Source organism: Hydrangea phyllody phytoplasma (assembly GCF_036985185.1).
In the GTDB taxonomy this organism is placed as follows: Bacteria; Bacillota_I; Bacilli_A; order Acholeplasmatales; family Acholeplasmataceae; genus Phytoplasma; species Phytoplasma asteris.
This window is the reverse complement of sequence record NZ_BSDA01000001.1, coordinates 109601-134986: the sequence shown is the minus strand read 5'-3', so window position 1 is coordinate 134986 and position 25386 is coordinate 109601. Positions and strand designations below refer to the sequence as shown.

The 25386-nt window shown below is 29.5% G+C and carries 20 protein-coding genes; all 20 read left to right on the top strand.

Annotation, left to right across the window (positions count from 1 at the left end):
* Positions 1–186 precede the first annotated feature (186 nt).
* Entirely contained in the window at positions 187–2133 is a 1947-nt protein-coding gene (locus tag AACP42_RS00715; protein ID WP_212775367.1) for an NAD+ synthetase, read from the top strand.
* A 105-nt stretch (positions 2134–2238) separates the two neighbouring features.
* Positions 2239–3402 carry a tRNA 2-thiouridine(34) synthase MnmA gene (gene mnmA / locus AACP42_RS00710; RefSeq protein WP_227807390.1) on the top strand — a complete coding sequence of 388 codons (1164 nt, stop codon included), beginning with the start codon at positions 2239–2241 and terminating at the stop codon, positions 3400–3402.
* 67 nt (positions 3403–3469) lie between these two features.
* The gene (locus AACP42_RS00705) at positions 3470–5707 is read left to right on the top strand and encodes a RelA/SpoT family protein (protein WP_212775365.1); all 2238 of its coding nucleotides are present in this window, start codon (positions 3470–3472) and stop codon (positions 5705–5707) included.
* 304 nt (positions 5708–6011) lie between these two features.
* Positions 6012–7280, top strand: coding sequence for a histidine--tRNA ligase (gene hisS / locus AACP42_RS00700; protein WP_212775364.1), 1269 nt, complete (start codon positions 6012–6014; stop codon positions 7278–7280).
* 3 nt (positions 7281–7283) lie between these two features.
* The gene (gene aspS / locus AACP42_RS00695; RefSeq protein ID WP_212775363.1) at positions 7284–9044 is read left to right on the top strand and encodes an aspartate--tRNA ligase; all 1761 of its coding nucleotides are present in this window, start codon (positions 7284–7286) and stop codon (positions 9042–9044) included.
* Between the two features lie 9 nt (positions 9045–9053).
* Positions 9054–10364, top strand: a complete 1311-nt coding sequence (gene tilS / locus AACP42_RS00690; RefSeq protein WP_212775362.1) for a tRNA lysidine(34) synthetase TilS — start codon at positions 9054–9056, stop codon at positions 10362–10364.
* A 121-nt stretch (positions 10365–10485) separates the two neighbouring features.
* Complete coding sequence (gene ftsH / locus AACP42_RS00685) at positions 10486–12504, top strand: ATP-dependent zinc metalloprotease FtsH (protein WP_212775361.1); 2019 nt, start codon at positions 10486–10488, stop codon at positions 12502–12504.
* A 235-nt stretch (positions 12505–12739) separates the two neighbouring features.
* On the top strand, positions 12740–13651 hold the full coding sequence (locus AACP42_RS00680) for an RluA family pseudouridine synthase (RefSeq protein ID WP_212775360.1): 912 nt from the start codon (positions 12740–12742) through the stop codon (positions 13649–13651).
* 118 nt (positions 13652–13769) lie between these two features.
* Positions 13770–14465, top strand: coding sequence for an ATP-binding cassette domain-containing protein (locus AACP42_RS00675; RefSeq protein WP_212775359.1), 696 nt, complete (start codon positions 13770–13772; stop codon positions 14463–14465).
* 94 nt (positions 14466–14559) lie between these two features.
* Positions 14560–15603, top strand: coding sequence for a MetQ/NlpA family ABC transporter substrate-binding protein (locus tag AACP42_RS00670; protein WP_212775358.1), 1044 nt, complete (start codon positions 14560–14562; stop codon positions 15601–15603).
* A gap of 12 nt (positions 15604–15615) precedes the next feature.
* A complete protein-coding gene (locus tag AACP42_RS00665; protein ID WP_212775357.1) occupies positions 15616–16317 on the top strand; it encodes an ABC transporter permease subunit in 702 nt (233 codons plus the stop codon).
* A 120-nt stretch (positions 16318–16437) separates the two neighbouring features.
* Entirely contained in the window at positions 16438–16761 is a 324-nt protein-coding gene (locus AACP42_RS00660; protein WP_212775394.1) for a cyclic-di-AMP receptor, read from the top strand.
* Between the two features lie 75 nt (positions 16762–16836).
* Positions 16837–17061 carry a 30S ribosomal protein S15 gene (gene rpsO, locus AACP42_RS00655; RefSeq protein WP_034172201.1) on the top strand — a complete coding sequence of 75 codons (225 nt, stop codon included), beginning with the start codon at positions 16837–16839 and terminating at the stop codon, positions 17059–17061.
* 152 nt (positions 17062–17213) lie between these two features.
* Positions 17214–17756 (top strand): DJ-1/PfpI family protein, encoded by a 543-nt coding sequence (locus tag AACP42_RS00650; protein WP_212775356.1) that lies wholly within the window; start codon positions 17214–17216, stop codon positions 17754–17756.
* Positions 17757–18097: 341 nt separating this feature from the next.
* A complete protein-coding gene (gene rplM / locus AACP42_RS00645) occupies positions 18098–18556 on the top strand; it encodes a 50S ribosomal protein L13 (protein WP_212775355.1) in 459 nt (152 codons plus the stop codon).
* A gap of 4 nt (positions 18557–18560) precedes the next feature.
* Entirely contained in the window at positions 18561–18953 is a 393-nt protein-coding gene (rpsI, locus tag AACP42_RS00640) for a 30S ribosomal protein S9 (protein WP_212775354.1), read from the top strand.
* A gap of 99 nt (positions 18954–19052) precedes the next feature.
* On the top strand, positions 19053–20402 hold the full coding sequence (gene gltX, locus AACP42_RS00635; RefSeq protein WP_212775353.1) for a glutamate--tRNA ligase: 1350 nt from the start codon (positions 19053–19055) through the stop codon (positions 20400–20402).
* A gap of 161 nt (positions 20403–20563) precedes the next feature.
* Positions 20564–21880, top strand: coding sequence for a cysteine--tRNA ligase (gene cysS, locus AACP42_RS00630; protein WP_212775352.1), 1317 nt, complete (start codon positions 20564–20566; stop codon positions 21878–21880).
* A 171-nt stretch (positions 21881–22051) separates the two neighbouring features.
* Entirely contained in the window at positions 22052–23692 is a 1641-nt protein-coding gene (locus AACP42_RS00625) for a nucleoside kinase (RefSeq protein WP_212775351.1), read from the top strand.
* Between the two features lie 286 nt (positions 23693–23978).
* The gene (gene thiI / locus AACP42_RS00620; protein ID WP_249402807.1) at positions 23979–25271 is read left to right on the top strand and encodes a tRNA uracil 4-sulfurtransferase ThiI; all 1293 of its coding nucleotides are present in this window, start codon (positions 23979–23981) and stop codon (positions 25269–25271) included.
* The last annotated feature ends 115 nt before the right edge of the window (positions 25272–25386 follow it).

Sequence of the window (25386 nt, the reverse complement as noted above, 5' to 3'; positions counted from 1 at the left end):
ATCCCAAACCATAAATTAAATATTTATCAATTTATTTAACATCATAAAAAATTATTAAATTATTTAAATATAAACAATAAAAATTATAGTTATTATTATAAATTATCTTAATAAAAATATTAATTATCATAAATATTAATCTTTAATTATTAAATAATGAATAACTAAGGAAGCAAATGAAAGAAAATGTACAAAAACGGTTCTATTAAAATTGAATTAGCAAGCCCTCCTTTAACAGTAGGTAATCCCTTAAAAAATGCTTATAGTATGCAAAATGTTCTAAACAAAAGTAAAGCCAGTTTTGTTTTGTTCCCTGAACTTTGTTTAAGTAGTTATACAGCAGGAGATCTTTTTTTTGAAACTACTTTTTTAGAACAAAATTTTCAAGCTCTAGATTGGCTTTTAAAAAATAATTCTTTTGAAGGAGTCTATATTTTAGGCATGCCTCTTGCTTTGCATGAAGTTTTATTTAATGTAGCAGTTATCATTCAAAAAGATAAAATATTAGGAATAATCCCTAAAAAAACTATTCCCAATTATAAAGAATTTAGCGAAAAAAGATGGTTTCAATCAGGCAAAACCTGCGAATCCCAATACATCCAAATTTTGGGTCAAACAGTTCCTTTTGGAGATGTTTTATTTATTAATTCCCAATTTGATCTTATTTTTGGAGTAGAAATTTGTCAAGATTTATGGACTGTCTTTTCTCCTGGTGATCTACTTTCCTTAAACGGTGCTCATTTAATTTTTAATCCTTCTGCCTCAACCGATCACATAGGCAAACTTGATTTAAGAAAAAATGCCGTTCTTGATCATTCTCGCAAACAAATTGGAGGCTATTTTTACACTAGTAGCGGAATTACTGAATCTACTGTTGATAATTTATTTTCTAATCACAAAATGGCTGCTTTGTTAGGCCAAATGGTCGCCGAAAAAGATTTATTTAATCAAGATGTAAGTTTAGTAGTTGATGTTTGTGTTGATTTAATTAAATTTCAAAGAAGAATTGATACTACTTATGGTGACCAAAGAATAGGAAAACAACATCCTTTTTTAAAAGCTTATTTTGAACTCCAAGAAACGCCCCATTATCACTTTGAAAAACCAATTAATCAAACGCCTTTTATTCCTCAATCAAATGTTGCTTCGCATTTAAAATTGGCAAATGAAATCCAAGTATTAGCACTTAAAACTAAACTTAGCAATTTAAACGCCAAAATAATTGTAGAAATTACTGAAAATATTAATGATTTGTTAACTTTGGTAGTTGCTTTTCAAAGCTTTTCCTTGTTGCAAAAACCGTTAGAAGATTTCATTGTAATCCTAAATCCACTTCTTTTTTCCAACCAAACTCATTATCAACTCCTCAAAGATTTTTTACAAACCAAAGGAGTTTGCCACATTTGTGAAAGTAGTTTTTTAAAGAAAAAAGATTTGTTAGCCTTTTTGGGGCTTGACAAAACTGATGCCACCACTAACACAACTAATCTAACTGATGCCACAAATGACACAAACGCAACAAATGAAATAAATGAAGCAAACGAAACAACTACTTTATTCAACGATATTAACAACATTTCTACTTTGTCAAACGAACTTGCTTCTTGTTCCAAAGACCTAGATCAAGTTTTTTTAAAGGAATTAGATTCCCAAACACAAAAGTTTTTGTTGTTAGAAAATAATAATTTTTCGGATATGGCTTTAGGAAAAAACAATCCTCGTATTCATTACGACCACATTTATAATGTCAATGCTGGCGTTCCTAATGTTTTAGTCAAAGAATTATTACTTTATCATTTAGAAAAAAACTATTTACAAATTACACCTGCCTTAAAAAAATTATATCAAAAATTAGTGCAAGAAAACATCAATCAAAAATTAATTATGGAAGATTTTATTCTTTGTTGCCACATTAAAAAAGGTTTTACCAAAACTAAAATTGCTTGGTTTTTGCAAATTGCCTTTGATTTAAGTCCAGAAAAAAGCAATCAATTAGTTGTTTCATATCTAAAAACTTTTTATCAAAATCAATTTAAAAGACAAAATATGGCACCAGGTCCTAAAGTTTTAGAAAATAGTCTTTCGCCCAGAAACGAATTTTTGCTTCCTATTTATCTACAAAGACAAGAATAAAAAGCAATAAATCAAAGTTCTAAAAATATAAAATCCCAAAACACCCAAATCTCAAAACATCAATAAATATCATCAAAATAATAAATCAAAACACACACATAACAAATTAAAAACAAAGAAAAGGAGCAAAAAATGACAAAAGTTGTTGTTGGTTTATCAGGCGGAGTTGATAGTGCCGTTGCTGCTTTTCTTTTAAAAAAACAAGGTTATTTGGTAGAAGCAGTTTTTATGCGTAATTGGGATAGCAATCTTAATTTTGATATCCAAGGTAATCCCACTTTAAATGACATATGCCCGCAAGAACTAGATTATAAAGATGCCTTAAAAGTGTCTGAACAACTAGGAATTAAGTTGCATCGTGTTGATTTTATTGAAGAATATTGGCAAAAAGTCTTTATGTCTTTTATCAAAGCCTTTGAAAATAATCTTACTCCGAATCCTGATATTTTGTGTAATAATGAAATTAAATTTAGAGCTTTTATTGAGTATGCAACAACAAAACTTGCCCCTCAATATATTGCTATGGGACATTATGCTAACATTATATATGAAACTTCTTCAGACCAAAAATTAGTTCCACGACTTGCTTGTGCTGTTGACCAAAACAAAGATCAAACTTATTTTTTATCACAACTAACAACTAAACAATTACAAAATATTTTGTTTCCTTTGGGCAATCTCACAAAACAAGAAGTACGCCAAATTGCTTTAGAAAATAATTTAATTAATGCCACTAAAAAAGATTCCACGGGGATTTGTTTTATTGGTGAAAGAAATTTTTTTCAATTTTTAAGCAACTATTTACCCGCTCAAAAAGGTGATATTAAAACTTTGGATGGGACTTTTTTAGCACATCATAAAGGAGTAATGTATTATACCATAGGGCAACGTAAAAATTTAGGTTTGGGTGATGTTCCCAGCCAAAAACCTTGGTTTGTCGTTGGTAAACACCTTCCAACTAACACTTTATACGTAGAACAAGGTAGCACACATCCTTATTTATACAGCGACAAAGCCTTAATTGGTGATATTGTTTGGCGCGGCAAAAAAACCAATTTGCACCTACAAGCCAAAATGCGCTACCGCCAACCCAATCAAGACGTTATTTTAACTTGGCTAGACCAAAACAACTTAGAAATTCATTATCCTCAAACAATTAAAGCAGTAACTCCAGGGCAAATATTTGCTTTTTATGATAACAATATTTGTTGTGGGGCAGGCGTTATTAAAGAAGTTTATTTTCAAGGCACAAAAAGACTATACACTTAATTTATTTTTTGATTTCTTTTATTTTCTTTGCGTTTTTTTGCAAATCCTTAAAAAAGAAGGTGATAAGATGATTTTAGATTCCGATTTAACTTTAGAAAAAGATACATTATATCAAGATTTAATGGCTGTGATTTCCAAAAATATTCAAGATGCCACCATTTTGCAAAAAATTACTCAAGCCTATCTTTTTGCCAAAGAAAAACATCACGGACAAACACGTTTTACAGGAGAACCCTATATTATTCATCCTTGTGCAGTGACTAAAATTTTGGCACAATTAAACAGCGAACCCAATACTTTAATGGCAGGATTACTCCACGATGTTTTGGAAGACACTAATGCTACTATGCAAGATTTAACTTCTTTGTTTGGCGAAGACGTGGCTTATTTAGTTTATCGGGCAACTAAACTTACCAAAATTGCTTTTCACAAAAATCAAGGACATGCCGATAATCAACAAAAAATGTTTTTAGCAATGGCAAAAGATATTAGAGTTGTTATTGTAAAGATTGCTGACCGCTTGCACAATATGCAAACTTTAAATGCGATGTCTTCAGAAAAACAATTACGTATTGCCAAAGAAACCTTAGAAATTTACGCTCCTTTAACACATCGTTTAGGGCTTTTTGAAATTAAATCACAATTAGAAGATTTGTCTCTAAGATATGCTTTTCCTCAAGAATACTATCGTGTTTCTAATTTAATTCGGTTAAAAAAACAACAACGTGAAGAATCAATTACCAAAATTATCACCAATATTAAATCTCTTTTAGACAGCCACCAACTCAAAAATTACACTATTAAAGGGCGTGTCAAAAATATTTATAGTATTTATAAAAAAATTGTTAAAAGAAAAGTTAGTTTTGAAGAAATCTTTGACCTTTTAGCTATTCGAATTATTGTGCCTACTGTGGATTTGTGTTATCAATGTTTAGGGATTATTCACGGTCATTTTTCGCCACTTCCCCTAAGATTTAAAGACTATATTGCAGTTCCTAAACCTAATCTTTATCAATCTTTGCATACAACTGTTTTAACTAAGGATGGCTCTTTGTTTGAAATGCAAATAAGAACTCAAGAAATGGATGAAATTGCTGAAAAAGGAATTGCTGCTCACTGGGCTTATAAAGAAAATAAAACTTATTCCCAAGAAGATAAACAACTAGAACTTGCCAAAAAATTAAGATGGTATCAAGAATTAGTTAAAATTACTATGGATGCCAAAAATCATCCCGAAGAAACACCCAAAGAATTTGTAGATTCTATTAAAAATGATATTTTAAGTGATAATGTCTATGTTTTTACTCCTACTCAAGAAGTATTTGAACTTCCCAAAGGTTCTACCCCCATTGATTTTGCCTTTCGTATTCATTCCGCAGTAGGAAGCAAAATGACAGCAGCCATCATTAACGGGCAAATTGTACCAATTGATTATCAACTCAAAAATGGTGATATTATTTCGATTAAAACCAATAAAAATATTTTATCAGTTAATAAAGACTGGTTGCGCATGGTAAAAACAACACATGCCAAAAGAAAAATTAAAGGTTTTTTAAAAAAAGATATCAAAGAAAATAAAACTGAATATTTAGCAGAGATTCAAAAAGGAAAAGATATTATTGAAAAAGAATTAACTGCCAATAAAATTGAACTTTCCTTGATTGATAATAATTTTGTCCAAAAACATTTTGAGCGTTACAATATTCAAACTCTTAATGATTTTTATTATGAAATTGCTAAAAAACAATTAAATCCTAAGTCAGTAATTAATAAATTGCTTGTTTTAGCCAAAGAAACTTTAAGTCAAAATATTTTACAAAAACAAATGGCAAAATCGCATAAAAAACTCAAACATCAAAGTGAGACAGGCGTTATTATTGAAGGTCTTAGAAATCCTAAATTAAAATTGGCAAGTTGTTGCACCCCTGTTTATAACGATGAAATCCTAGGATTTGTCACTAAAGGAAGAGGTATTATTGTGCATCGCAAGGAATGTAATAATTTAGCTCAATGTGATGAAAAAAGATTAATTACTGCTTCATGGCAACAAGACCCTACTATTGCTAAATATCCTGCTTGGATTAGTATTATTGCTTCTACCAAAGATACTTTAGTTCAACAAATTATTAATAAAATTAACAGTTTTAATGTAAGTATTTTAGAATTTAATGTTATTAATAAACAAAAATTAGAAACTATTATTAAGATTAGGGTTTTAATAGCTAATACTAAAGAATTAAATAATCTAATTACTAATTTATATAAAATTTCGCAAATTTATCAAATTCAAAGAATCAATAATTAAATAATTTATTATTTATAATGCAGACAATTATTTATTCCCCATTTATTTTATTTTACTCCATATATTAATGACACCTTATTAAAATTATTTTGTTTATTGTGTGTTTGTGCGTATTTTTTAAATCATTTTCATGTATTTTTTAAAGCTTTATTAGCACCAAAAATTAAAAAATATAAAATCTCCAACAACAAAAACCCAAAAAGCTTTATCAAAACTTTTATCCCAAAACAACAAAAAAATAACAAAAAAATAATCATCACAAAATTAAAACCCAACCCAACCCCAAAAGCAAAGGAGCCCAAAGATGTTTTCTAAAATTAAAGGTACTTATGATTTGATGTCAGATAAAATGGTTTGTTGGCAAAAAGTAGAAAATCACATTCGCACTTTGTTTGCCAAGTATCATTTGCAAGAAATAAGAACCCCTATAATTGAATATCGTGGTGTTTTTGATAGAGCAGCTCAACATTCAGAAATGGTTTCCAAAGAAACTTATACTTTTGCAGATAAAAAAGGACGTTTTATTACTTTGCGTCCCGAAGGAACTGCTGGTGTTATTCGTAGTTATGTGGAAAATAAATTAGATAAAACCTCACAATTACACAAGTTTTTTTATTATGGACCTTGTTTTCGCTATGAAAGACCTCAAAAAGGACGCTATCGTCAATTTCATCAAGTAGGAGTAGAAATTTTAGGACAATCAAGCCCTTTTTTAGATGTAGAAGTAATTGCTCTTGCCTATGAAACCCTCAAATCATTAGGGATTTGTGATATTACTGTGAAGATTAATTCTTTGGGATGTAAAACTACATACAATAATTATTTACAAGTTTTTAAAAACTATTTACAAACACACTATCAACAATTATGTCCTTTATGTCAAGAAAGATTTGAAAAAAATATTTTGCGTATTTGGGATTGTAAAAATTGTCACAACGAACCTTTTTTAAAGAAAGCACCACGCATTTTTGACCATCTTGTTGAGGACGCCAAAGTTCGTTTTTTACAAGTTTTAGAAGGGCTTAAACAAATGAATGTTAATTTTGAATTGTGTCATGATTTAGTCCGTGGACTTGATTATTATACTCATAGCGTTTTTGAAATTGTTTATAATAACGAACAAGGACATCAAGCAGTTTTAGGTGGGGGTGGTTGTTATGATAATTTAGTTACTTTATTTGGAGGAAACCCTTCGCCTGGTATTGGTTTTGCCTTAGGCATGGAACGTTTAATGTCGATTTTAGCCACTCATTCCTTTTGCAATAAAAATATCTTACCTTCTTTGGATGCCTTTATATTAGTTAGTGTGCCGCAATTTTTTTATCAAGGACTTGCACTTGCAACAACTCTCCGCCATCAAGGTTTTTCCGTCGATCTTAATTATCAGTTTTTATCTTTTTCCAAAAGTCTCAAACAAGCCTTAAAACAACAACCCCTTTATTTTTTAATTCTGGGACCAAAAGAATTTGACAACAATCAAATTACAATCAAAAATACTGACACCCAACAGCAAACCACCATATTGCAAAAAGATGTTGTTTCTTATTTTCAAAACAACAAGGAGTTAAATTAATTCATGAAAACTAAATATAGCCATTATAACAATCAATTACAACTTGCCCATCAAGGAAAAACAGTTTTTCTAAAAGGTTTTATTTTTCGTAAACGCAACTTAGGAAAAACTCTTTTTTTTGACTTACGTGATGTTTCTGGTATCGTTCAATTATTAGTTAAAGAAAATAATCCACAATACGACAAAATAGCTTTAATTAAATTAGAAACAGTCGTGCAAATTAAAGGTCAAGTAATTGAAAGAATCAATAAAAATCCTGATTTGCCAACTGGTGATATTGAAATTTTAGTATCTCATATTGAAATTTTAAGTGAGGCTCAAACCTTACCTTTAAATGTGTTTCAAAGTCAAGAAAGTTTAGAAGAAACCAGACTTAAATATCGTTATTTGGATTTAAGAAATCCTGAAGTTAAACATTTTTTGATTCAAAGACACCACATTACCCAAAGTATTCGTCAAACTCTTTTGAAAAATGATTTTTTAGAACTAGAAACTCCCATTTTATCTAAATCCACTCCTGAAGGAGCAAGAGATTATTTAGTGCCTTCCAGAATTTATCCAGGTAATTTTTATGCCCTTCCTCAATCTCCCCAACTTTTTAAACAATTATACATGATTGCAGGATTTGAAAGGTATTTTCAAGTAGCACGTTGTTTCCGCGATGAGGACCTCAGATCTGATAGACAACCTGAATTTAGTCAAATCGATATTGAAACATCTTTTTTAAATCAAGATGAAATTATGTCCTTAACAGAAGAAATTATAGTAGATTTATTTGCCAATATTTGGAAAAAACCACTTTCTCAACCCTTTTTAAGATTAACTTATCAACAAGCCTTTGAACTTTATGGTTCTGATAAACCAGATTTAAGAAATCCCCTTAAAATCACCGATTTTACTACTTTTTTTGTTACTACCACTTACCCCCAAAATATGTTTTCAGGCAACATTAAAGGCTTTAAAGTTTCTAAAACAGCAGTTTTGACACGCCGAAAACTAGATGAGTATCAATTGTTTTTTAGTAAACATTTTAACTTGAAATTGTTTTCTTTTGTTAAAAAAAATGATAAAATTATAGGTGGAATATCTCAATTTATTAAAGATGATTCTTTTTTAAAAAATGAAGAAATTTGTTTTGTCGTTTCTGGCACAAAAGACATTATGCACAAAGCTTTAGGTATTTTTCGCACCAAACTAGCCCTTGATTTATCTTTGGTTGATACAACTCAAGAAGCGTTATTATGGATTGTTGATTTTCCTTTGTTTGAAACTACTCAAGAAGACCTGCCACAGCCAGATCTTACTTTGGAAAACTCAAATACTTCCAACCGTCTTTATTCTTTGCATCATCCTTTTACTGCTCCTTGTGATATTGCTATTTTGAAAAGCAATCCTCAAAAAGCTCTTGCCAAAACCTATGATTTAGTTTGGAACGGCTACGAAGTGGGTGGTGGTTCGTTAAGAATTAACAATCCCCAAACGCAAGAATTAATTTTTAGTCTTTTAGGATTTTCACAAGAAGAAGTGCAAACTCGTTTTGGTTTTTTAGTCGAAGCCCTTAAATACGGCACCCCACCTCATGGAGGACTTGCCCTAGGTCTTGATCGTCTTGTGATGTTGTTTACCAAAACCAACAATATCAAAGATGTTATTGCTTTTCCTAAAACCCAAAGCGCCAAAGATTTGATGTTAGAAGCTCCCAGCGCAGTTGACCAAGAACAACTCAACACCCTAAAACTCAAATTCAAATGCAATTGTAATTAAGGATGTTTCATGAAAACTATCAAACTTGCTTGTAGTCTAGATGCCAATCAAACCTATATTATAGCTGTAAGTGGCGGCGTTGATTCAATGGCTTTACTTCATTGTTTGGTGGCACAAAAAATAAAACTGCAAGTTGTGCATTTCAACCATTTAGCGCGCCCTAATGCTTGGAAAGATAAAGAATTAGTCCAAAGTTATTGCCTGCAAAACTCCCTTTGTTTCCATTATTTTGAACTTAACTGCCCCCAAAAAAACTTTCAAGCCCAAGCACGTTTATTAAGACAACAAAAATTAATGCAAATAGCTACAAAGCACCAAACTCCTTTTATTTTAACAGCCCATCATTTAGATGATTTGGCAGAAACTATTTTACAAAAAATAACTAGAAGCAGCACTTTGCTAGGTTATAGTGGCATGCAGATCCAAACTTCTTGGCAAGATTTCATTTTTTTAAAACCTTTTTTATACGTTCCCAAAGCCAAAATCATAAGTTATGCTGCTTTTTACCAAATCCCTTTTTTGGAAGATTACACCAATCAAAACTTCACTTATCAAAGAAACCAAATCAGGCACCAAGTTATTCCTTACTTAAAAACCCAAACTAGTTTTTTGCAAAATATCCCAAAATACCAACAAACTCTTTTGCAAGCCTATAATTTTATTCGCAAACAAACTCTTTTATTTCTTACAAAACACACAAATCATAGTTGTAACTCACCAAACTCTTTTGCGCTTGCACCTTTTTTAAACCTTGATTTAGTTATTCAAAAAGATATCATTTTATTATTATTAGAACAACAAAATATTACTAAAAGTTTTATTTTTATCCAAAATATCATCAAAGGCATTAACAATCCTTATAAGCCTAATTTATCTTGGCATCTTAATTTTGAGTGGCATTTAATTAAAGATTACAAGCACATTACATTAATGAGTCCTGCACCACCACTTTCCTTTGCTTTGTCAAAACCTTTGTTGTGTGTTTCTACATGTAATCTTTGTCTTGCTTGCATTTCTCCTTCGTTACAATCCCTCAATTATAATCTTCAAAAAGTTAGTTTTCCTTTAAAAGTGCGTTTGCGCCAACCAAAAGACACATTAAAATTTAGTTTTGGCACTAAAAAATTGAAAAAATTTTTAATTGAAAAAAAAGTGCCCCTTACTCAAAGAAATAATTTATGGTTAGTAGTAGACAATCTAGACAATATTTTATTTATTCCTCACTTATATATCAACCTAACTTTAGGAAACCAATCCAAGATTTATTTAGCTTTTAAAAACTTTTTTACTTCTTCAAATTGTTTTTCTCAAACAAATTAAAAATGAGAATCCAAAAAAATAAATGCAGAAATTACATCCATCCCAAATTAAACTCCAAAAATTAAAATATTTGATTTCAATGTTTAACTCAAAGATAATTTCTTGCAAGAAAGGTTAATTTATGTCATTTTTTGATAAAATTTTTAAAAAATTCAATATGCGCGTCCTTTATTTTGCTTTAATTTTAATAGTTGCCACTTTTATTTATTGTTATTTTACTAAGAATGCAAAAAAAGATAACAATACATTTGATGAACTTGCAAAAGATAACAAAATTGAAAAAATTATTTATGAACCTCACTATTTTAATTCATATTTTTGTAATGTTGTAGTTACTACTACAGACGGTAAAGAAATTGATTTTTTTAATATTCCTTGTGAAAAAGTATTTGACAAAAAACCAAACCCCAAATATAAAATTGATTCTGTAGATCCTAGACCTTGGAATGGTTATGAACCTGTTGTTTGGGTATTTAGACAATGTTTAACAATGTTAATTTTTTACTGTTTTTTTCTCTTTTTTGCCGATACTATCAAACAAATGGGACAAGAAATTTTGGCATCAGCCCCTGGTAAAAAAGGTTCTAAAAGTCGCAAAGTTATTATCAATCAAAAAAGATTTACTTTTTCAGATGTAGCAGGAGCTGATGAAGAAAAAGAAGAAATGTCAGAATTGATTGACTTTTTAAAAAACCCGCGCAAATACGCTGCTATGGGAGCAAGAATTCCTAAAGGAGTTTTGTTGTATGGACCTCCAGGTACAGGAAAAACCTTACTTGCAAAAGCTTTAGCAGGTGAGGCAGGCGTTCCTTTTTTTGCTGCTTCAGGTTCTGATTTTGATGAAGTTTATGTAGGTGTTGGTCCTTCACGTGTCAGAGATCTTTTTAAAGAAGCTCAACTGGCAGCTCCTTGTATCGTTTTTATCGATGAAATTGAGGCAGTTGCTAGAAAAAGAGGCTCCAATATTGGTGGGAGTAACAGTTCTGAACCAACCTTAAACCAACTTTTAGTAGAGATGGACGGCTTTAACCAAAAAATGGGTGTTATTGTTATTGCAGCTACTAACCAACCCGAAGTTCTTGACTCAGCTATTTTGCGTCCTGGACGTTTTGACCGTCACTTTAATATTGCTTTACCAAATGTTAAAGACCGTGAAGCTATCTTAAAATTACATGCAAGTAATAAAAAACTTTCAGAAGAAATTAGTTTAGAAGAATTAGCTAAACAAACCCCAGGTTTTAGTGGTGCTCAATTAGAAGGCACCTTAAACGAAGCTGCTTTATTAGCTACTAGAAGAAATGCTACTTTTATCAATAAAAAAGATATCAGCGAAGCTTTAGACCGTATTTTAATTGGACCTGCTAAAAAATCTAAAAAATACAATGACAAAGAAAAACGTATGGTAGCTTATCACGAAGCAGGACATGCTGTTATTGGAATTAAAATTCCTTTTGCCCAAATAGTGCAAAAAATCACCATTATTCCCCGCGGAAACGCAGGCGGATACAACTTAATGCTTCCTCAAGAAGAAACTTTCTTTTCTTCCAAAAAAACCCTATTAGCCCAAATTACTTCCTTTCTGGGCGGACGTGTTGCCGAAGAATTAATGTTTGACGACGTTTCTAACGGCGCTTACAACGATTTTAAACACGCTACGCAAATAGCTAAACTGATGGTAACTAAATACGGCATGAGTGATTTAGGACCAGTGCAATATTCAGGAAATACTTTCCAAAATGATTTTTCTGATCCTAAAGGTTTAGAAATTGACCAACAAATTCAAAAAATTATTGCTAATTGTTATCAACAAGCCAAACAAATTATTCAAGAAAACCAAGATTTGCTTGACACAATCGCTAAATATTTACTTGAAATTGAAACTCTTAATAAAAGAGATATTGATGAAATTGTAACTACAGGAAAAATTGCTTGGTGGGAAAAAGAAAAAGAAGAAGCCAACAACCTAACCCAACCAACTTCTCAAATGCCTTCCAACAACGAAACAACTAGCACTGATACAACTCCTTTAAATGATGAATTGAAAACAACAACCAATTTAGACAACCAAGAATCAAACGAATCAAATCCAAACAATAAGGAAACAACTTCTCCAGAAGTTGTGTCAACAGATTCCGAATAAACCCAAAACCAATCTATTTTTTCATTTCTAAAAATAGTTTTTTGCAAAAATCAAAAATATCTTTACAATTAACACCAATTTTAAGCTTGATTAGAGTTGGTGTTCGTTATGATAATTTAAATTTATCACCAATGCTTTTTCTTGATTTTTTTAACCTTTTTATTATTTTTTTTTATTTTTGAAACCCCATTCTTTTACTACATTTTTTTAACTTTTAGAAAACAAGGCCTTTTACATGAATGAAAAACAAGAGTTTCTTATTTCTGCCAGTGAGGCATTTCAACGTTTAGATCATTTTTTATTGACTCACATTAATTTAAATAAAAGTCAATGTCAAAAATTAATTTTGGCACAACAAGTTTTGGTCAACTCCAAACCTGCGAAAAAAAGTTATTTGCTCAAAGCCCAAGACCTCATTACAGTTATTATCCCTCAAACTCAAGAATCTGTTAATTTACAAACTCCTCAAAATCTTAATTTAGACATCATTTACGAAGACCCCTATTTAGCAGTTATTAATAAACCTGACAATTTGGTAGCACACCCTTCTTTAAGTTTTCAAGAAACAACCTTAGTTAATGGCTTGTTGTACCAATTTGCAACTTTAAGTCATGTAGATACCCAAAGACCTGGTATCGTGCATAGACTTGACAAAAATACTACTGGTTTATTAATTATTGCCAAAAATAATGATGTAAGCGACAAACTACAAATTGCGTTCCAACAAAGAAAAATTACCAAAATCTATTGGGCTTTAATTGAAGGTTTTTTAGAAGATAAAGGCACTATCAAACTGCCTATTGGAAGAAATCCTCATAATCGATTAAAAATGCAAGTTATTCCAGACGGTAAAACTGCTGTTACTCATTTTAAAACTTTGCAACGTTTTTCTCACTTTTCTTTGATGGAATTTAATTTGGAAACAGGAAGAACTCATCAACTAAGAGCACATTTTTCCTTCCTCAAACGTCCTATTATAGGAGATCTACTTTATGGTTCATCACACCATATTACTCCTTTAGGTCAATTTTTGCATGCCAAAATGTTAAAATTCAACCACCCTATCACCAATCAAAATCTTATTTTAGAAGCACCCTTACCTGCTAATTTTGAAAAGCTTTTACAATCTCTTAACAACTCCAATTAATGCTTTAAACTTTTTTCTCTTTACTTTATCATTTGTGTTTTAAACTTTTTATTTTTTTCACTCACTTTCCAATTTTACAATCATTTAAATTAAAAAAACAATAAATAAGGAATTATTTATGATTAAAATTAATAATCTTTCGAAAACTTTTTTCCTTAAAAAAGAAAAACTTCCAGTTTTACAAAACATTTCACTTGCAGTTTTGAAAGGCGAAATCTTTGGGTTAGTAGGAACTTCGGGTTCTGGCAAAACTACTTTATTAAAAATTATGAATGGATTTATGTTGCCTGATAAAAATGCTAATTCTTCCATGCAAAAAGCTTTTAGTCATCTAGAAAGTGCTATGATTTTTCAAAATTTTAATCTTTTGAGTAATTTAAATGTTTTTGAAAATGTGGCTCTTCCTTTAGAAATAAGAAGCACTCCCGAAGAACAAATTACTACTAAAGTAAATAAAATGTTAGATTTTGTAGGACTTTGCCAATTTGCAACTGCCTATCCTAAAACGCTTTCGGGCGGACAAAAACAACGTGTAGCCATTGCACGTGCCTTAGTTTACGAGCCTAAAATTATTTTTTGTGACGAGCCTACTTTTGCCCTGGATGAAATGACAAGTCAAGAGATTTTGAAGTTATTGCAAACAACCAATCAAAAACTAAAAACTACCATTGTTTTGGTTTCTCATAATGTTGCAGTAATTAAAAGTTTGTGCCATTGTGTAGCTATTTTGGAGCAAGGAAAATTAGCTAAAATTGCTACCCTTAATCCTTCTTGTAAATTTGAAGCTACTTCTTATCAAAACATTTTTATCTAAATTTTATCCTTTTTCTTATCCTTTTTTATCATACAAATGTTTTTGTCCAACAAAATATTAATAAATAAAATCACTTAGAAAAAAGACACATTACATGTTTAAACTATCCTCTTTATCTTCCAAAACTAAAAAAAATCTATTATTTGCCTTATTAACTATTTCTCTTTTGTGTAATTTGCTTTTGGGTTATTTTCTTTGGGATGCTAAAAAATCTTTAGCTCATACCCCTTCCAACCAAAAAAACCATAAATTAACAGTAGCAACTGCTCTGCCAACTATTAAATATTTTTTAGAAGAATATGCCAAAGACCGTTTAAAAGAATACAATATTGATTTAGATGTTCAATATATAAGTTCTAGATTTAAACAAACCAATGAATTACTTTTAAACAAAAAAGTTGATGCTAAATTAGACGCTCATGTACATGATTTAAATATTTTTAATAAAGAAAATCCAAATATTCCAGATCAAGATAAATTAACGTTTAGCCAAGTAGTTTATTTAGCTAAATTTGGGCTTTTTGCTAAACCTAATGCTTTTAATAATTTAGAAGGAATTAAAAAAAACAATCATCCTAACAAACTTAAAATTTTGATTCCACAAGACAATTTTCAACGTTCTTTAGCTTTGCGCGTGTTGCAAGAATTAAAAATTATTGAAGAAATAAACCCAAAACGCACTCTTAGCACTGAAGAACAATTTAATTTAAAAACTACAGATTTTAAATCTACTAATTTATATCCTGACATAGAATACACTACTGAATCGGATTTAATGACAATTACATCTAGATTTCTTGCTCCTAATGATTTTGATTTATGTCTTAATTATCCTACTCTTATGGGATTGGGAATAAATAATTTTATATCACTAGGAATAATGCAAAAACCCACTAATTTAGATGATATTATTTATTCTTATACCATTTCTTTAGTGACTACTAACAATAATAAAAATAACTGGAAAATTAAAATTTTACAAGATATTTTAAAAGAAGAAGAAGCTATTGCATATATGGAAAAAAGCCAATTTGCAACCAATTTTTATATGATTCCAAGACAAGAAGTTAAACAAATAAGTAAAAACATTAAAGATAAATATTTAGGCAAAACAGGCGCTGCTCCTGCTTCTAATTAATGGAAAAACTCAATGGAAAATAATATTTTTATTCGTTTGTGGAATGTTTTAGCTAAAAATCAATTGGTATGGAATGGTTTTAAAGAAACTCTTAAAATTACTTTAATAGGTTGTTTTATTGCTTTTTTTCTAGGGCTTATTTTAGGAGTTTTATTATATTTATTCAAAATACAAAAACATTATAAAAGATATTGGATTTTAAATAGTTTGATGAATTTTTTCATTTCTACTCCTTTTTTAATCTTAATTGTTTTATTACTAAAATTAATTTTAATCCCTTATTTTCGCATGGGTTATGGCTTTGGTGCTGCCCTTTTTTTCTTAGTCTTAGCTATTGCTCCTCTTTTTGCTCGTCATTGTGAACAAGCTTTTTTAACTACTAATCCAGAATTATACCAAACATCATTTAGTTTTGGAGCAACTAAATTTCAATTTGTGACTAAATTTTTGTTAACAGAAACCCGTTCTGATATCATTTTAAAACTAGCTTCTCTTTTTATCACTTCCCTTGCTTATTCTTCTGTTTTGCAAATTGTAGGGCATCAAGGTATTGCAGCAGTGGCAATTGATAATGGCTATAACGGACATTATGATTTTGAACCTTTTTTTACTCGCTTTGATTTAATTATAGTATCTGTTTTGCTTACCTTTATTTTAACTCAAACAGTTTATTTTTTAGGAAATCGCATTGCTTTTGCCCTTGATAAACGCTAATTACATCCATTTTTTACCAAATTTTTTCCTCTCACCAACTTTTTTATCATTTTTTTCCACAATTTAGTCTTTTTTTTCATCAAATAAAGTAAAATAAGGTATAATACTCTTGTGGATAATATGAAATTAATTATAGCTATCGTTTCTAGTCGCGATGCTAACAAAGTACAACAATCTTTAATAGAAAATAGTTTTTTTACAACTAGATTAGCTACTAAAGGAGGTTTTTTAAAAGAAGCTAATGCAACTTTTATTTTAGGAGTCAAAGAAGAACAAGTACCCAAAGCTTTAGAAATTATAAAAGCCCATTCTCATAAAAAAACTCAAATGATTCCAAACAATATCATCAATGAGTTTAGTGCTTATAATTCTTTTCCTACCGAAGTTTCTGTGGGCGGAGCAACGATTTTTGTTCTTGATGTGGGCCAGTTTTTAAAAGTTTAACATTAATTAATAATTTCAACAAACCTAAAACCTATCAAATTCAACCAAATTTAAATTAAAAAAAGGAGTTTTTACGTGGCATTAACCAAAGAACAAAAACAAGAAATCATTAAACAAAATTCACGTTTTGCAAAAGACACAGGTTCATCTGAAGTTCAAATTGCTATTTTATCAGCAGAAATCAAACAATTAAGTGAACATTTAAAACAACACCCTCACGATTTTCACTCTAAAAGAGGTTTGTTTATGAAAAACAGCAAAAGACGTAATTTAGTAAAATATTTAGCAAACCAAAATTAATAATTCAAATATCACAGCTTTTGTGGTATTTTTTTATTTTTATTTCCTTGCATTTAATTTACTCAAACCAACCCCAACCCCCAAAAATTACTTACACACACACACGCAACTAAACGCATAACAAAGTTAAAAAGGAGACAACAAGGAACAATATGAAAGGTTTATTAGTTTTATATGACGGATTTGAGGATTGTGAGGCTTTAGTCACAAGAGCTTTATTAAATCGCGTAGCCCTTCCTTTAACAACTGCAACTCTAAATCCCCAATTAGAAGTTATGTCTTCTAGCGGGCTTTGTGTAAAAGCAGATGCCAATTTAGCTACTATTAATCCTTTAGAATACGATTTTTTAGTTATTCCTGGAGGACCTTACGTAGCGCAAATTATTGAAAAAGAAACTTTTTTATTAAAATTAATTCAAAAATTTGTTGATGCTAATAAAGTTATTGGAGCTATTTGTTCCGCTCCCATGTTTCTAGGCAAACTAGATTTATTAAAAAATCACCCTTTTACTTGCTTTCCTTCTTGTAATCATTTTATTGAAGGTACTTATTTGCCAGACCAAAAAGCTGTTATTAGTGATAAATTTGTAACTTCGCGTTCTCCTATAACCGTCTTTGACTTTGTTTTTGCTTTAGTAGAAGTGCTGAAAGGCAAAGCTTTTGCTTTTGCTTTTAAAAATTCCCTTAATGTTTAGTAAATTTGGGACTTTTTATTTGTATATAAAAAATATCAAAATTATCTGATAACCATCCAACCATTATCCTCTTTTTTCAATTTTTTTTACACAATTTATGCATTCTTTTTTAAAAAAAGTTGACAAAATGATTTTTTTAATTGACTTAATGACATTATTTTAGTAAAATATTAATAGAATATTGAAAATAAAAAATTACTATTTCATAATAATTAAGACTATTTCATATCTAAATTACAAAAGATTTCATAACTCTTTTGTTTTTGTCGCTTTCAAACAAAACACAAATACACACATAAAATTAATCACTATTTTTTCATTAATAATAAGGAGAAAATTCCATGACAGAACAATTGCAACCAAAAAACAATCAAAAAACTTTAATGGCTAATAAAACAACAGTAAAACCTAAATGGCACCTAGTAGATGCTAAGGGCAAAACCCTAGGCAGATTAGCTACCAAAGTGGCTTCCATTTTAAAAGGAAAACACAAAACACATTACACGCCACACGTAGACAATGGCGATTATGTTATTGTTGTAAATGCTGCCTATATTCATTTAACTGGCAAAAAATGGCAACAAAAAACTTACTACAAACATTCAGGTTATCCAGGTGGTTTAACTAAAATTGTAGCTTCAGAAATGATGCGTAAATTTCCTACAAAAATGGTTGAAAAAGCAATTTTAGGAATGGTTCCTCATACTAAATTAGGTTCACAAATTGGTAAAAAATTATTTGTTTATGCCGAACAAAACCACAATCACCAAGCGCAACAACCAGAAAGTTTAGAGGCTTAATTAGATGAAAAAAGTAAATTATTTTGGTACTGGTCGTCGTAAAAGTGCTGTGGCAAGAGTTATTTTAACTAATGGTACTGGCAAAATTACAATCAATACTAGAGATTTTGAAAAATATTTACCATTACCTGCAACACGCCTAGAAATGATTCAACCTTTAGAATTAACTGAAAAAAGAGAAACTTTTGATGTAAGTGTGAATGTAAACGGCGGAGGGCTTTCAGCTCAAGCAGGCGCTATTCGTTTAGGAATTGCACGCGCTTTAATTGAAAGTGTTCCCGAATTAAGAGCCATTTTAAAAAAAGCTGGTTTATTAACTCGCGATGCTCGTTGTGTTGAACGCAAAAAATACGGTTTAAAAAAAGCTCGTCGAGCACCACAATTTTCCAAACGTTAATCCAAAAAAGAACTTTGTCAAAAAGTTCCTTTTTTTTAAATTTTCCACCAACACCTCCCCTATCGATTTTAAATTAAAAGGAAAACCCTTACTGTAACTATGAAAAAAATTAAAGTTCGTTATGCTCCAAGCCCTACTGGTTTTTTGCATATAGGAAATGCCCGCACTGCTTTATTCAATTATTTGTTTGCCAAACACAATCAAGGAGAGTTTATCATCCGCATCGAAGACACCGATTTTTCACGCAATGTTGAAGGCGGCGAGGCTTCTCAATTAAAAAATTTACGTTGGTTAGGAATTGATTGGAGCGAAGGGCCCGATATCAAAGGACCTTTTGGACCTTATCGCCAATCAGAAAGACTTGCCATTTACCAAAAATACGCCCAAAAACTACTTGATCAAGATCTCGCTTACAAAGAATTTCAAGAAGGACACACCACTTTTGCCATAAGATTTCGCGTTCCTACCAATCAAACTTTTGCCTTTGATGATTTAATTAGAGGCAAACTTACTTTTCAAAGTCAAGAAATCGAAGACTTTATTATCCTCAAATCAAACGGCTATCCTTCTTATAATTTTGCAGTTGTCATTGACGATCACTTAATGCAGATTTCTCATATTTTTCGAGGAGAAGAACACATCACTAACACTCCTAAACAAATTATGATTTATCAAGCTTTCCAATGGAATCTTCCTCAATTTGCTCACATGACTTTAATTCTTAACGACAACAAAAAAAAATTAAGCAAAAGAGATGCTAATATTATGCAATTTATTGAACAATATGAAAAATTAGGATACTTGCCACAAGCATTATTTAATTTCTTATCTTTGTTAGGATTTAGTCCTTTAAGCCAAACCGAAATATTAAGTCCCCAAGAATTAATTAATTTATTTGATGTGGCACGCCTCAATAAAGCTCCTGCTATGTTTGATAAAACTAAACTAGATTATTTGAATAATCAACATTTAAGAAAGTTGCTTCCAGAAGTAATTGCATCATTTATTTTGCAAAAAAAATATTTAGCTCTTACAACCGCTCCTACAAATGACAAAGAGTGGATGACTAAATTTGTGGCTTTGTTTCAAGATAGAATGAATTATATGCAACAAATCACAGATTTTTATCAACTTTTTTTTCAATCAACACCTTTTTTATCGCAAGAAGCTACACATTTTTTACAAACTAATCCCCAAACAACCCTTATTTTAAAAACTTTTTATAATGTTTTTGATGTTATTGTATTTGAAAAAGATGTTATTGCTAATTCCATTAAACAAGTTACTAACCAAAATGATTTTGCTAAAAAAACACTTTTTATGGCTTTGCGTATCGGAACTACTTGCAAAATGCATGGTCCCAGTATCGCCCTTTTATTAGAATTGTTAGGAAAAAAACAAGTACTTAAAAATCTATCTTATGTTTTAGAACAAGCCCAAAAATTTTAATTAATTCCATTTGAAAAATAATATTTATATATTTCATAATTAATTTACTTATCATTTTATTTTATATAATTCATTCCATCGCAATTTAACCCTTATTTTTTTCTTTTATTTGCCCCCTCATTTTTCTTTATGCCATTTTCCAAACAAAAAGGATTTCTTTAATGTTAAAAATTTATAACTCTTTAACTCGCAAAAAAGAATTTTTTAACCCTGCCCATCCGCCCCAAATTAACATGTATGTTTGTGGACCTACTGTCTATAATCACCTGCATTTAGGAAACACCAGACCGTTAATTTTTTTTGATACAGTGAAAAGATATTTAGAAATGCTTAATTTTAGGGTATATTATGTAGTAAATATTACTGATATTGATGATAAAATTATTGAAAATGCTCTTAAAAACCAAGTTTTGGAACAAGATTTAGCCAATAAATATATTAAATCTTTCAACAATCTCCTCAAAACCCTAAACATTCAAACCATTAATTTTAAACCTCAAGCTACTCAATATATCAATTCTATGATTGTCTACATCCAAACTCTTTTAGACCAAGGATTTGCTTATTTTACCGATCAAGGAATATATTTTTGTGTATCTAAAATTGATGATTATGGTAAACTCAAAAAACAAGATTTATCCCAACTTAAACAAAATGCACGTAAACAATTAGACCCCCAAAAAGAATTTCCAGGAGATTTTGTTTTATGGAAAAAAACTTCGCAAGGTATTACATACCCAAGTCCTTGGTTTGCAGGGCGTCCTGGTTGGCATACTGAATGTGCAACTATGATTGAACAACTTTTTAAATTGCCTTTGGATATTCATGGAGGAGGTACAGATTTAAAATTTCCTCATCATGAAAATGAAATTGCCCAAACACATGCCCATAGCCACCAAAAACTAGCTAATTTTTTTATGCATGTAGAAAGATTAGATTATCAAAATCAAAAAATGTCTAAATCTTTAGGAAATATTATTTGGTGTAAAGATTTATTAAAACAATACAATCCTTGCATAATAAAGCTTTTAATTTTGAGTACTCATTACCGCAAGCCAATCAATTTTAGTTATGATTTGATGGAACAAGCCCAACAAAAATACCAAAAAATAACTGATTTTTTAACTAAAAATAATTTTTATTTAAAAGTTAATCAATTTTCTTGCCAAGCCTTAGACCAAGATATAATGCAGTTATTTCATCAATTAATGCAAGATGATTTGGCTACTCATAAAGTAATTGATTTAATGGAACAAACAATTAAACAAGCCCATCAAACCCAAATTTTGGATAAGTTATCCCAATTTCAAAACTCTTTATTATTAATTTTAAATATTTTAGGAATTACAATTCCATTTAACAAACCAACAAAAACAGACTTACAAACATATTTTTTGTGGCAAGATGCAAGAAAATGTAGAGATTTTTCCCAAGCAGATATTTTAAGAAAGCAATTATTAGATAAAGGCTTTATTTAAAAACTTTGAAACACTCAAATAATTTGCCCCCACATTTTAATTATTTTTTTTACCTTTTTTTATTTTTCAATATTATTTATTGCAATTCACAAACATTACAATAATTTTATTTATTTAGAAAAAGACCTCTTAATTGAGGTTTTTAATATATTATCAGTATCAGAGGGAATCGTGCTAAAAGTTTATTATAATCAAACCATCCTAAATGTTCCTTTAAACACTAGTTTAGAAACTTTAAAAAATCAATTAAACCTTAAAAATGTTTATGCTGCCAAAGTAAACAATAAATTAAAAGAACTTACCTTTAAATTGCATGCCCCCATCAATCAAATTACTTTTTTAGGCGCTTGGAACGCTGCGGCTGTAAATATTTATGAAGCTAGTTTAAGATATTTAGTTGCTATGGCATCTTACAAACTTTTTGAAAATATTTCATTACATTTTACTTATTATAGTTCTTCTAGTATTTTGGTATCTTTTCCCAAAGAAATTACCTTTTTGCCAGAAATGTTTCAAAAAATTAAAGAAGAAATGCATTTGTTAGTATCGCAAAAATTAGATATTACCAAAAAGAAATTGCTCCTTGAAAAAGCCTTGCAAATTTATCAATCTTTGGGCTTTGGGGATAAAATTAGTCTTCTCAAACAAAAAGCTCCTTCCTTTGCTACCCTTTATTTTTGCCAAAACTATTGTAATTATATGTATCAAGGTTTAGTTCCTAACACTAGTTATTTAGATAAATATCATTTATTTTATCATCAAAATGGGTTTGTTATGCAATTTGTAACTCCTTTTAGTGATGAAAAAATTCCTCCTTTTCAACAAGAACCTCTATTTGAACAAATGCTTACTCAAAGTTTGGCTTTTAAAAAAACTATTCAAATGCAAAATGTTTCCCAAATTAATCAATTTGCCAAAACTGCTCAAAGTCAATTTAATTTAATTAATCTTGCAGAAATTAATCATCAAAATCAGTTGCAACAATTAATTGCTAAAATTGCTAAACGTGCCTCCAATCTTAAAATTATTAATATTTCGGGTCCTTCTTCTAGTGGAAAAACTACATTTGCTAAAAGATTACAATTACAATTACAAGCGTTTGGAATTTGTACTTTTATTATTGCTATGGATAATTATTATTTGCCTTTGAAAGATATTCCCAAAGAAAAAGATGGCATCTCCTTTGATTTTGAAAGTATTGATGCCTTAAATATTCCTTTATTTAATCAAAATATCTATGATTTGCTGACTTGCAAAAAGACTACTATTCCCCAATTTGATTTTGTTACTCGTAGTCATACCCAAAAAGATATTCAAACCCATAATCATATTATTTTGGTAGAAGGAATACATGCCATAAACCCTAAACTTACTCCTTTTATTCCAAGATTACAAAAATTTCAAATCTATATTGCCCCACAACATCAATTATCACTAGATTTCCATAATCCTTTACATTTAACCGATGTGAGGTTTTTAAGAAGAGCTATAAGAGATTATATTTCTAGGAATACTACTATTTTAAGGACTTTTGAGTTTTGGGATTCTGTGCGAAAAGGGGAGTTTAGATGGATTTATCCTAATCAACAAGAAGCTGATTTTGTTTTCAATTCTGAATTAATTTATGAATTTAATGTTTTGAAACCATATTTAATTCCTTTGTTATTGCAAATTCCTGAAACAAGTAAGTATTTTGATAAAGCTCAGTATTTTTTAAATTTGTTAAGTTTTTTTAAATCTTTGGATTCTAATTTAGTGTTTCATGAGTCTTTGTTAAAAGAATTTATTGGTGGGAGTCCTTTTTATTTTTAGATTATTTTATAATTAAATATTTTGTTATATGGAAAGATTAACTTTTGCAAAAGTTAATCTTTTTTTGTTGAAAAAGATATATTATATAAATGAGGATGTATAAATTATAATTGCAGTATTTAAGGCAAAAACTTATCAATATGCAGTTGTATCACAAAAATAGTTATATTCATGTTATAATTAAGCTGTAAAAAGTTATTATATTTTAATATTTAAGTGTATAAAGATATTTAAATATAATTTATTCAAAAATATTCATACACAAAATATTGATGTGAGGAACTTTATGTATCAGAAAAAAATTTTAATTAGATTTGGAGAATTATTTTTAAAAGGAAAAAATAAAAAAGCTTTCATTAATACATTAAGACAATTATTACAAAATAAAATTAAAGACCTTTGCAACGTTCAAATGTATTTTAAACATGATTATGCTTATCTAGAATATATTTATGATGCAAGTTTAGAAAAAGAAATTCTTAAAAGATTATCTTATGTATCAGGGATTTCTTCTTTTGTTGTAGTAAGTCAAGCAAGTAGACAATTAGATGATATTGTTCAAAAAGCTTGTTTATTGTTGCAAGAAAAAATTACAAAAAATACTTCTTTTAAAATAGACACCACTAGAAAAGATAAAAGTTTTGCTTTAAAAAGTTTGGAACTTACCCAACAAATTGCTCCTTTAATTTTAAAGCAGTTTGAAGGTAAATTAATAGTTGATGTTAAAAATCCTCAAGTTATTTTACATGTTAGTATTAGAAAAGAAAACACTTATCTTTATTTAAAAAGTGATGAAACTCAAGCTTTAGGAGGGTTTCCTGTTTCTTCTGGTGGTAGAGGAATTGTTTTGATGAGTGGTGGTATTGATTCTCCTGTAGCTGCTTATTTGGCGATGAAAAAAGGTATTACAGTAGAGTTATTACATTTTGAATCAAGCCCTTTAACTCCTTTAGAATCAATCCAAAAAGTAATTGATTTAGCTAAAGTTTTGAGTCGTTATGCTTTTGGTAATCAAATTAAATTGCATTTAGTGCCTTTTAGATATTTGCAAGAAACAATTACTAAAACAGTTCTAGATTCTTATATCATTAATGTTATGCGTCGGATGATGTATCGTTTAGCTTCTCAATTTGCTTTTCAAAAAAATCATTTATGTTTAATTAATGGTGAATCAGTAGGACAAGTAGCAAGTCAAACTTTGGAAAGTATGCAGACAACCACTCAAGTAACGAGTATGACTATTTTAAGACCTTTAGTTACTATGGATAAAAATGAAATAATTAAAATAGCTAAACAAATTGATACTTTTGATATTTCTATTCGTGCTTTTCATGATTGTTGTACTCTTTATTTGCCTCAAAATCCCACCACTAAACCAACTATTCTAAAATCTAAAAGAGAAGAGCAAAAAATAGATTATTTTCCCTTATTAAATGATGCTTTGCAAAATACAATTACTCTAAATATAGACCAACATTTGCAATTTAATATCTGTGATTATGGTTTTTTTGATGTAAAAGAAGCAATTAAGCATTTTTGCGAACAAAATCCAGAGCAAACAATTGTAAGTCAATATTAAAATACAAAAGATAAAAAACAATTCAATAAAATAATATTCAATAAAATAATATTTAAAAAGAGCGTAAAATGCAAATTAATTTTATATTTTTATGCTTTACTAATTTCATTCAAAG

What these genes read in the sequence shown, in the direction of transcription:
- AACP42_RS00715 (WP_212775367.1), top strand. Translation starts at nt 187, where the DNA reads ATGTACAAAAACGGTTCTATTAAAATTGAATTAGCAAGCCCTCCTTTA.
- AACP42_RS00705 (WP_212775365.1), top strand. Translation starts at nt 3,470, where the DNA reads ATGATTTTAGATTCCGATTTAACTTTAGAAAAAGATACATTATATCAA.
- hisS (WP_212775364.1), top strand. Translation starts at nt 6,012, where the DNA reads ATGTTTTCTAAAATTAAAGGTACTTATGATTTGATGTCAGATAAAATG.
- aspS (WP_212775363.1), top strand. Translation starts at nt 7,284, where the DNA reads ATGAAAACTAAATATAGCCATTATAACAATCAATTACAACTTGCCCAT.
- tilS (WP_212775362.1), top strand. Translation starts at nt 9,054, where the DNA reads ATGAAAACTATCAAACTTGCTTGTAGTCTAGATGCCAATCAAACCTAT.
- ftsH (WP_212775361.1), top strand. Translation starts at nt 10,486, where the DNA reads ATGTCATTTTTTGATAAAATTTTTAAAAAATTCAATATGCGCGTCCTT.
- AACP42_RS00680 (WP_212775360.1), top strand. Translation starts at nt 12,740, where the DNA reads ATGAATGAAAAACAAGAGTTTCTTATTTCTGCCAGTGAGGCATTTCAA.
- AACP42_RS00675 (WP_212775359.1), top strand. Translation starts at nt 13,770, where the DNA reads ATGATTAAAATTAATAATCTTTCGAAAACTTTTTTCCTTAAAAAAGAA.
- AACP42_RS00670 (WP_212775358.1), top strand. Translation starts at nt 14,560, where the DNA reads ATGTTTAAACTATCCTCTTTATCTTCCAAAACTAAAAAAAATCTATTA.
- AACP42_RS00665 (WP_212775357.1), top strand. Translation starts at nt 15,616, where the DNA reads ATGGAAAATAATATTTTTATTCGTTTGTGGAATGTTTTAGCTAAAAAT.
- AACP42_RS00660 (WP_212775394.1), top strand. Translation starts at nt 16,438, where the DNA reads ATGAAATTAATTATAGCTATCGTTTCTAGTCGCGATGCTAACAAAGTA.
- AACP42_RS00650 (WP_212775356.1), top strand. Translation starts at nt 17,214, where the DNA reads ATGAAAGGTTTATTAGTTTTATATGACGGATTTGAGGATTGTGAGGCT.
- rplM (WP_212775355.1), top strand. Translation starts at nt 18,098, where the DNA reads ATGACAGAACAATTGCAACCAAAAAACAATCAAAAAACTTTAATGGCT.
- rpsI (WP_212775354.1), top strand. Translation starts at nt 18,561, where the DNA reads ATGAAAAAAGTAAATTATTTTGGTACTGGTCGTCGTAAAAGTGCTGTG.
- gltX (WP_212775353.1), top strand. Translation starts at nt 19,053, where the DNA reads ATGAAAAAAATTAAAGTTCGTTATGCTCCAAGCCCTACTGGTTTTTTG.
- cysS (WP_212775352.1), top strand. Translation starts at nt 20,564, where the DNA reads ATGTTAAAAATTTATAACTCTTTAACTCGCAAAAAAGAATTTTTTAAC.
- thiI (WP_249402807.1), top strand. Translation starts at nt 23,979, where the DNA reads ATGTATCAGAAAAAAATTTTAATTAGATTTGGAGAATTATTTTTAAAA.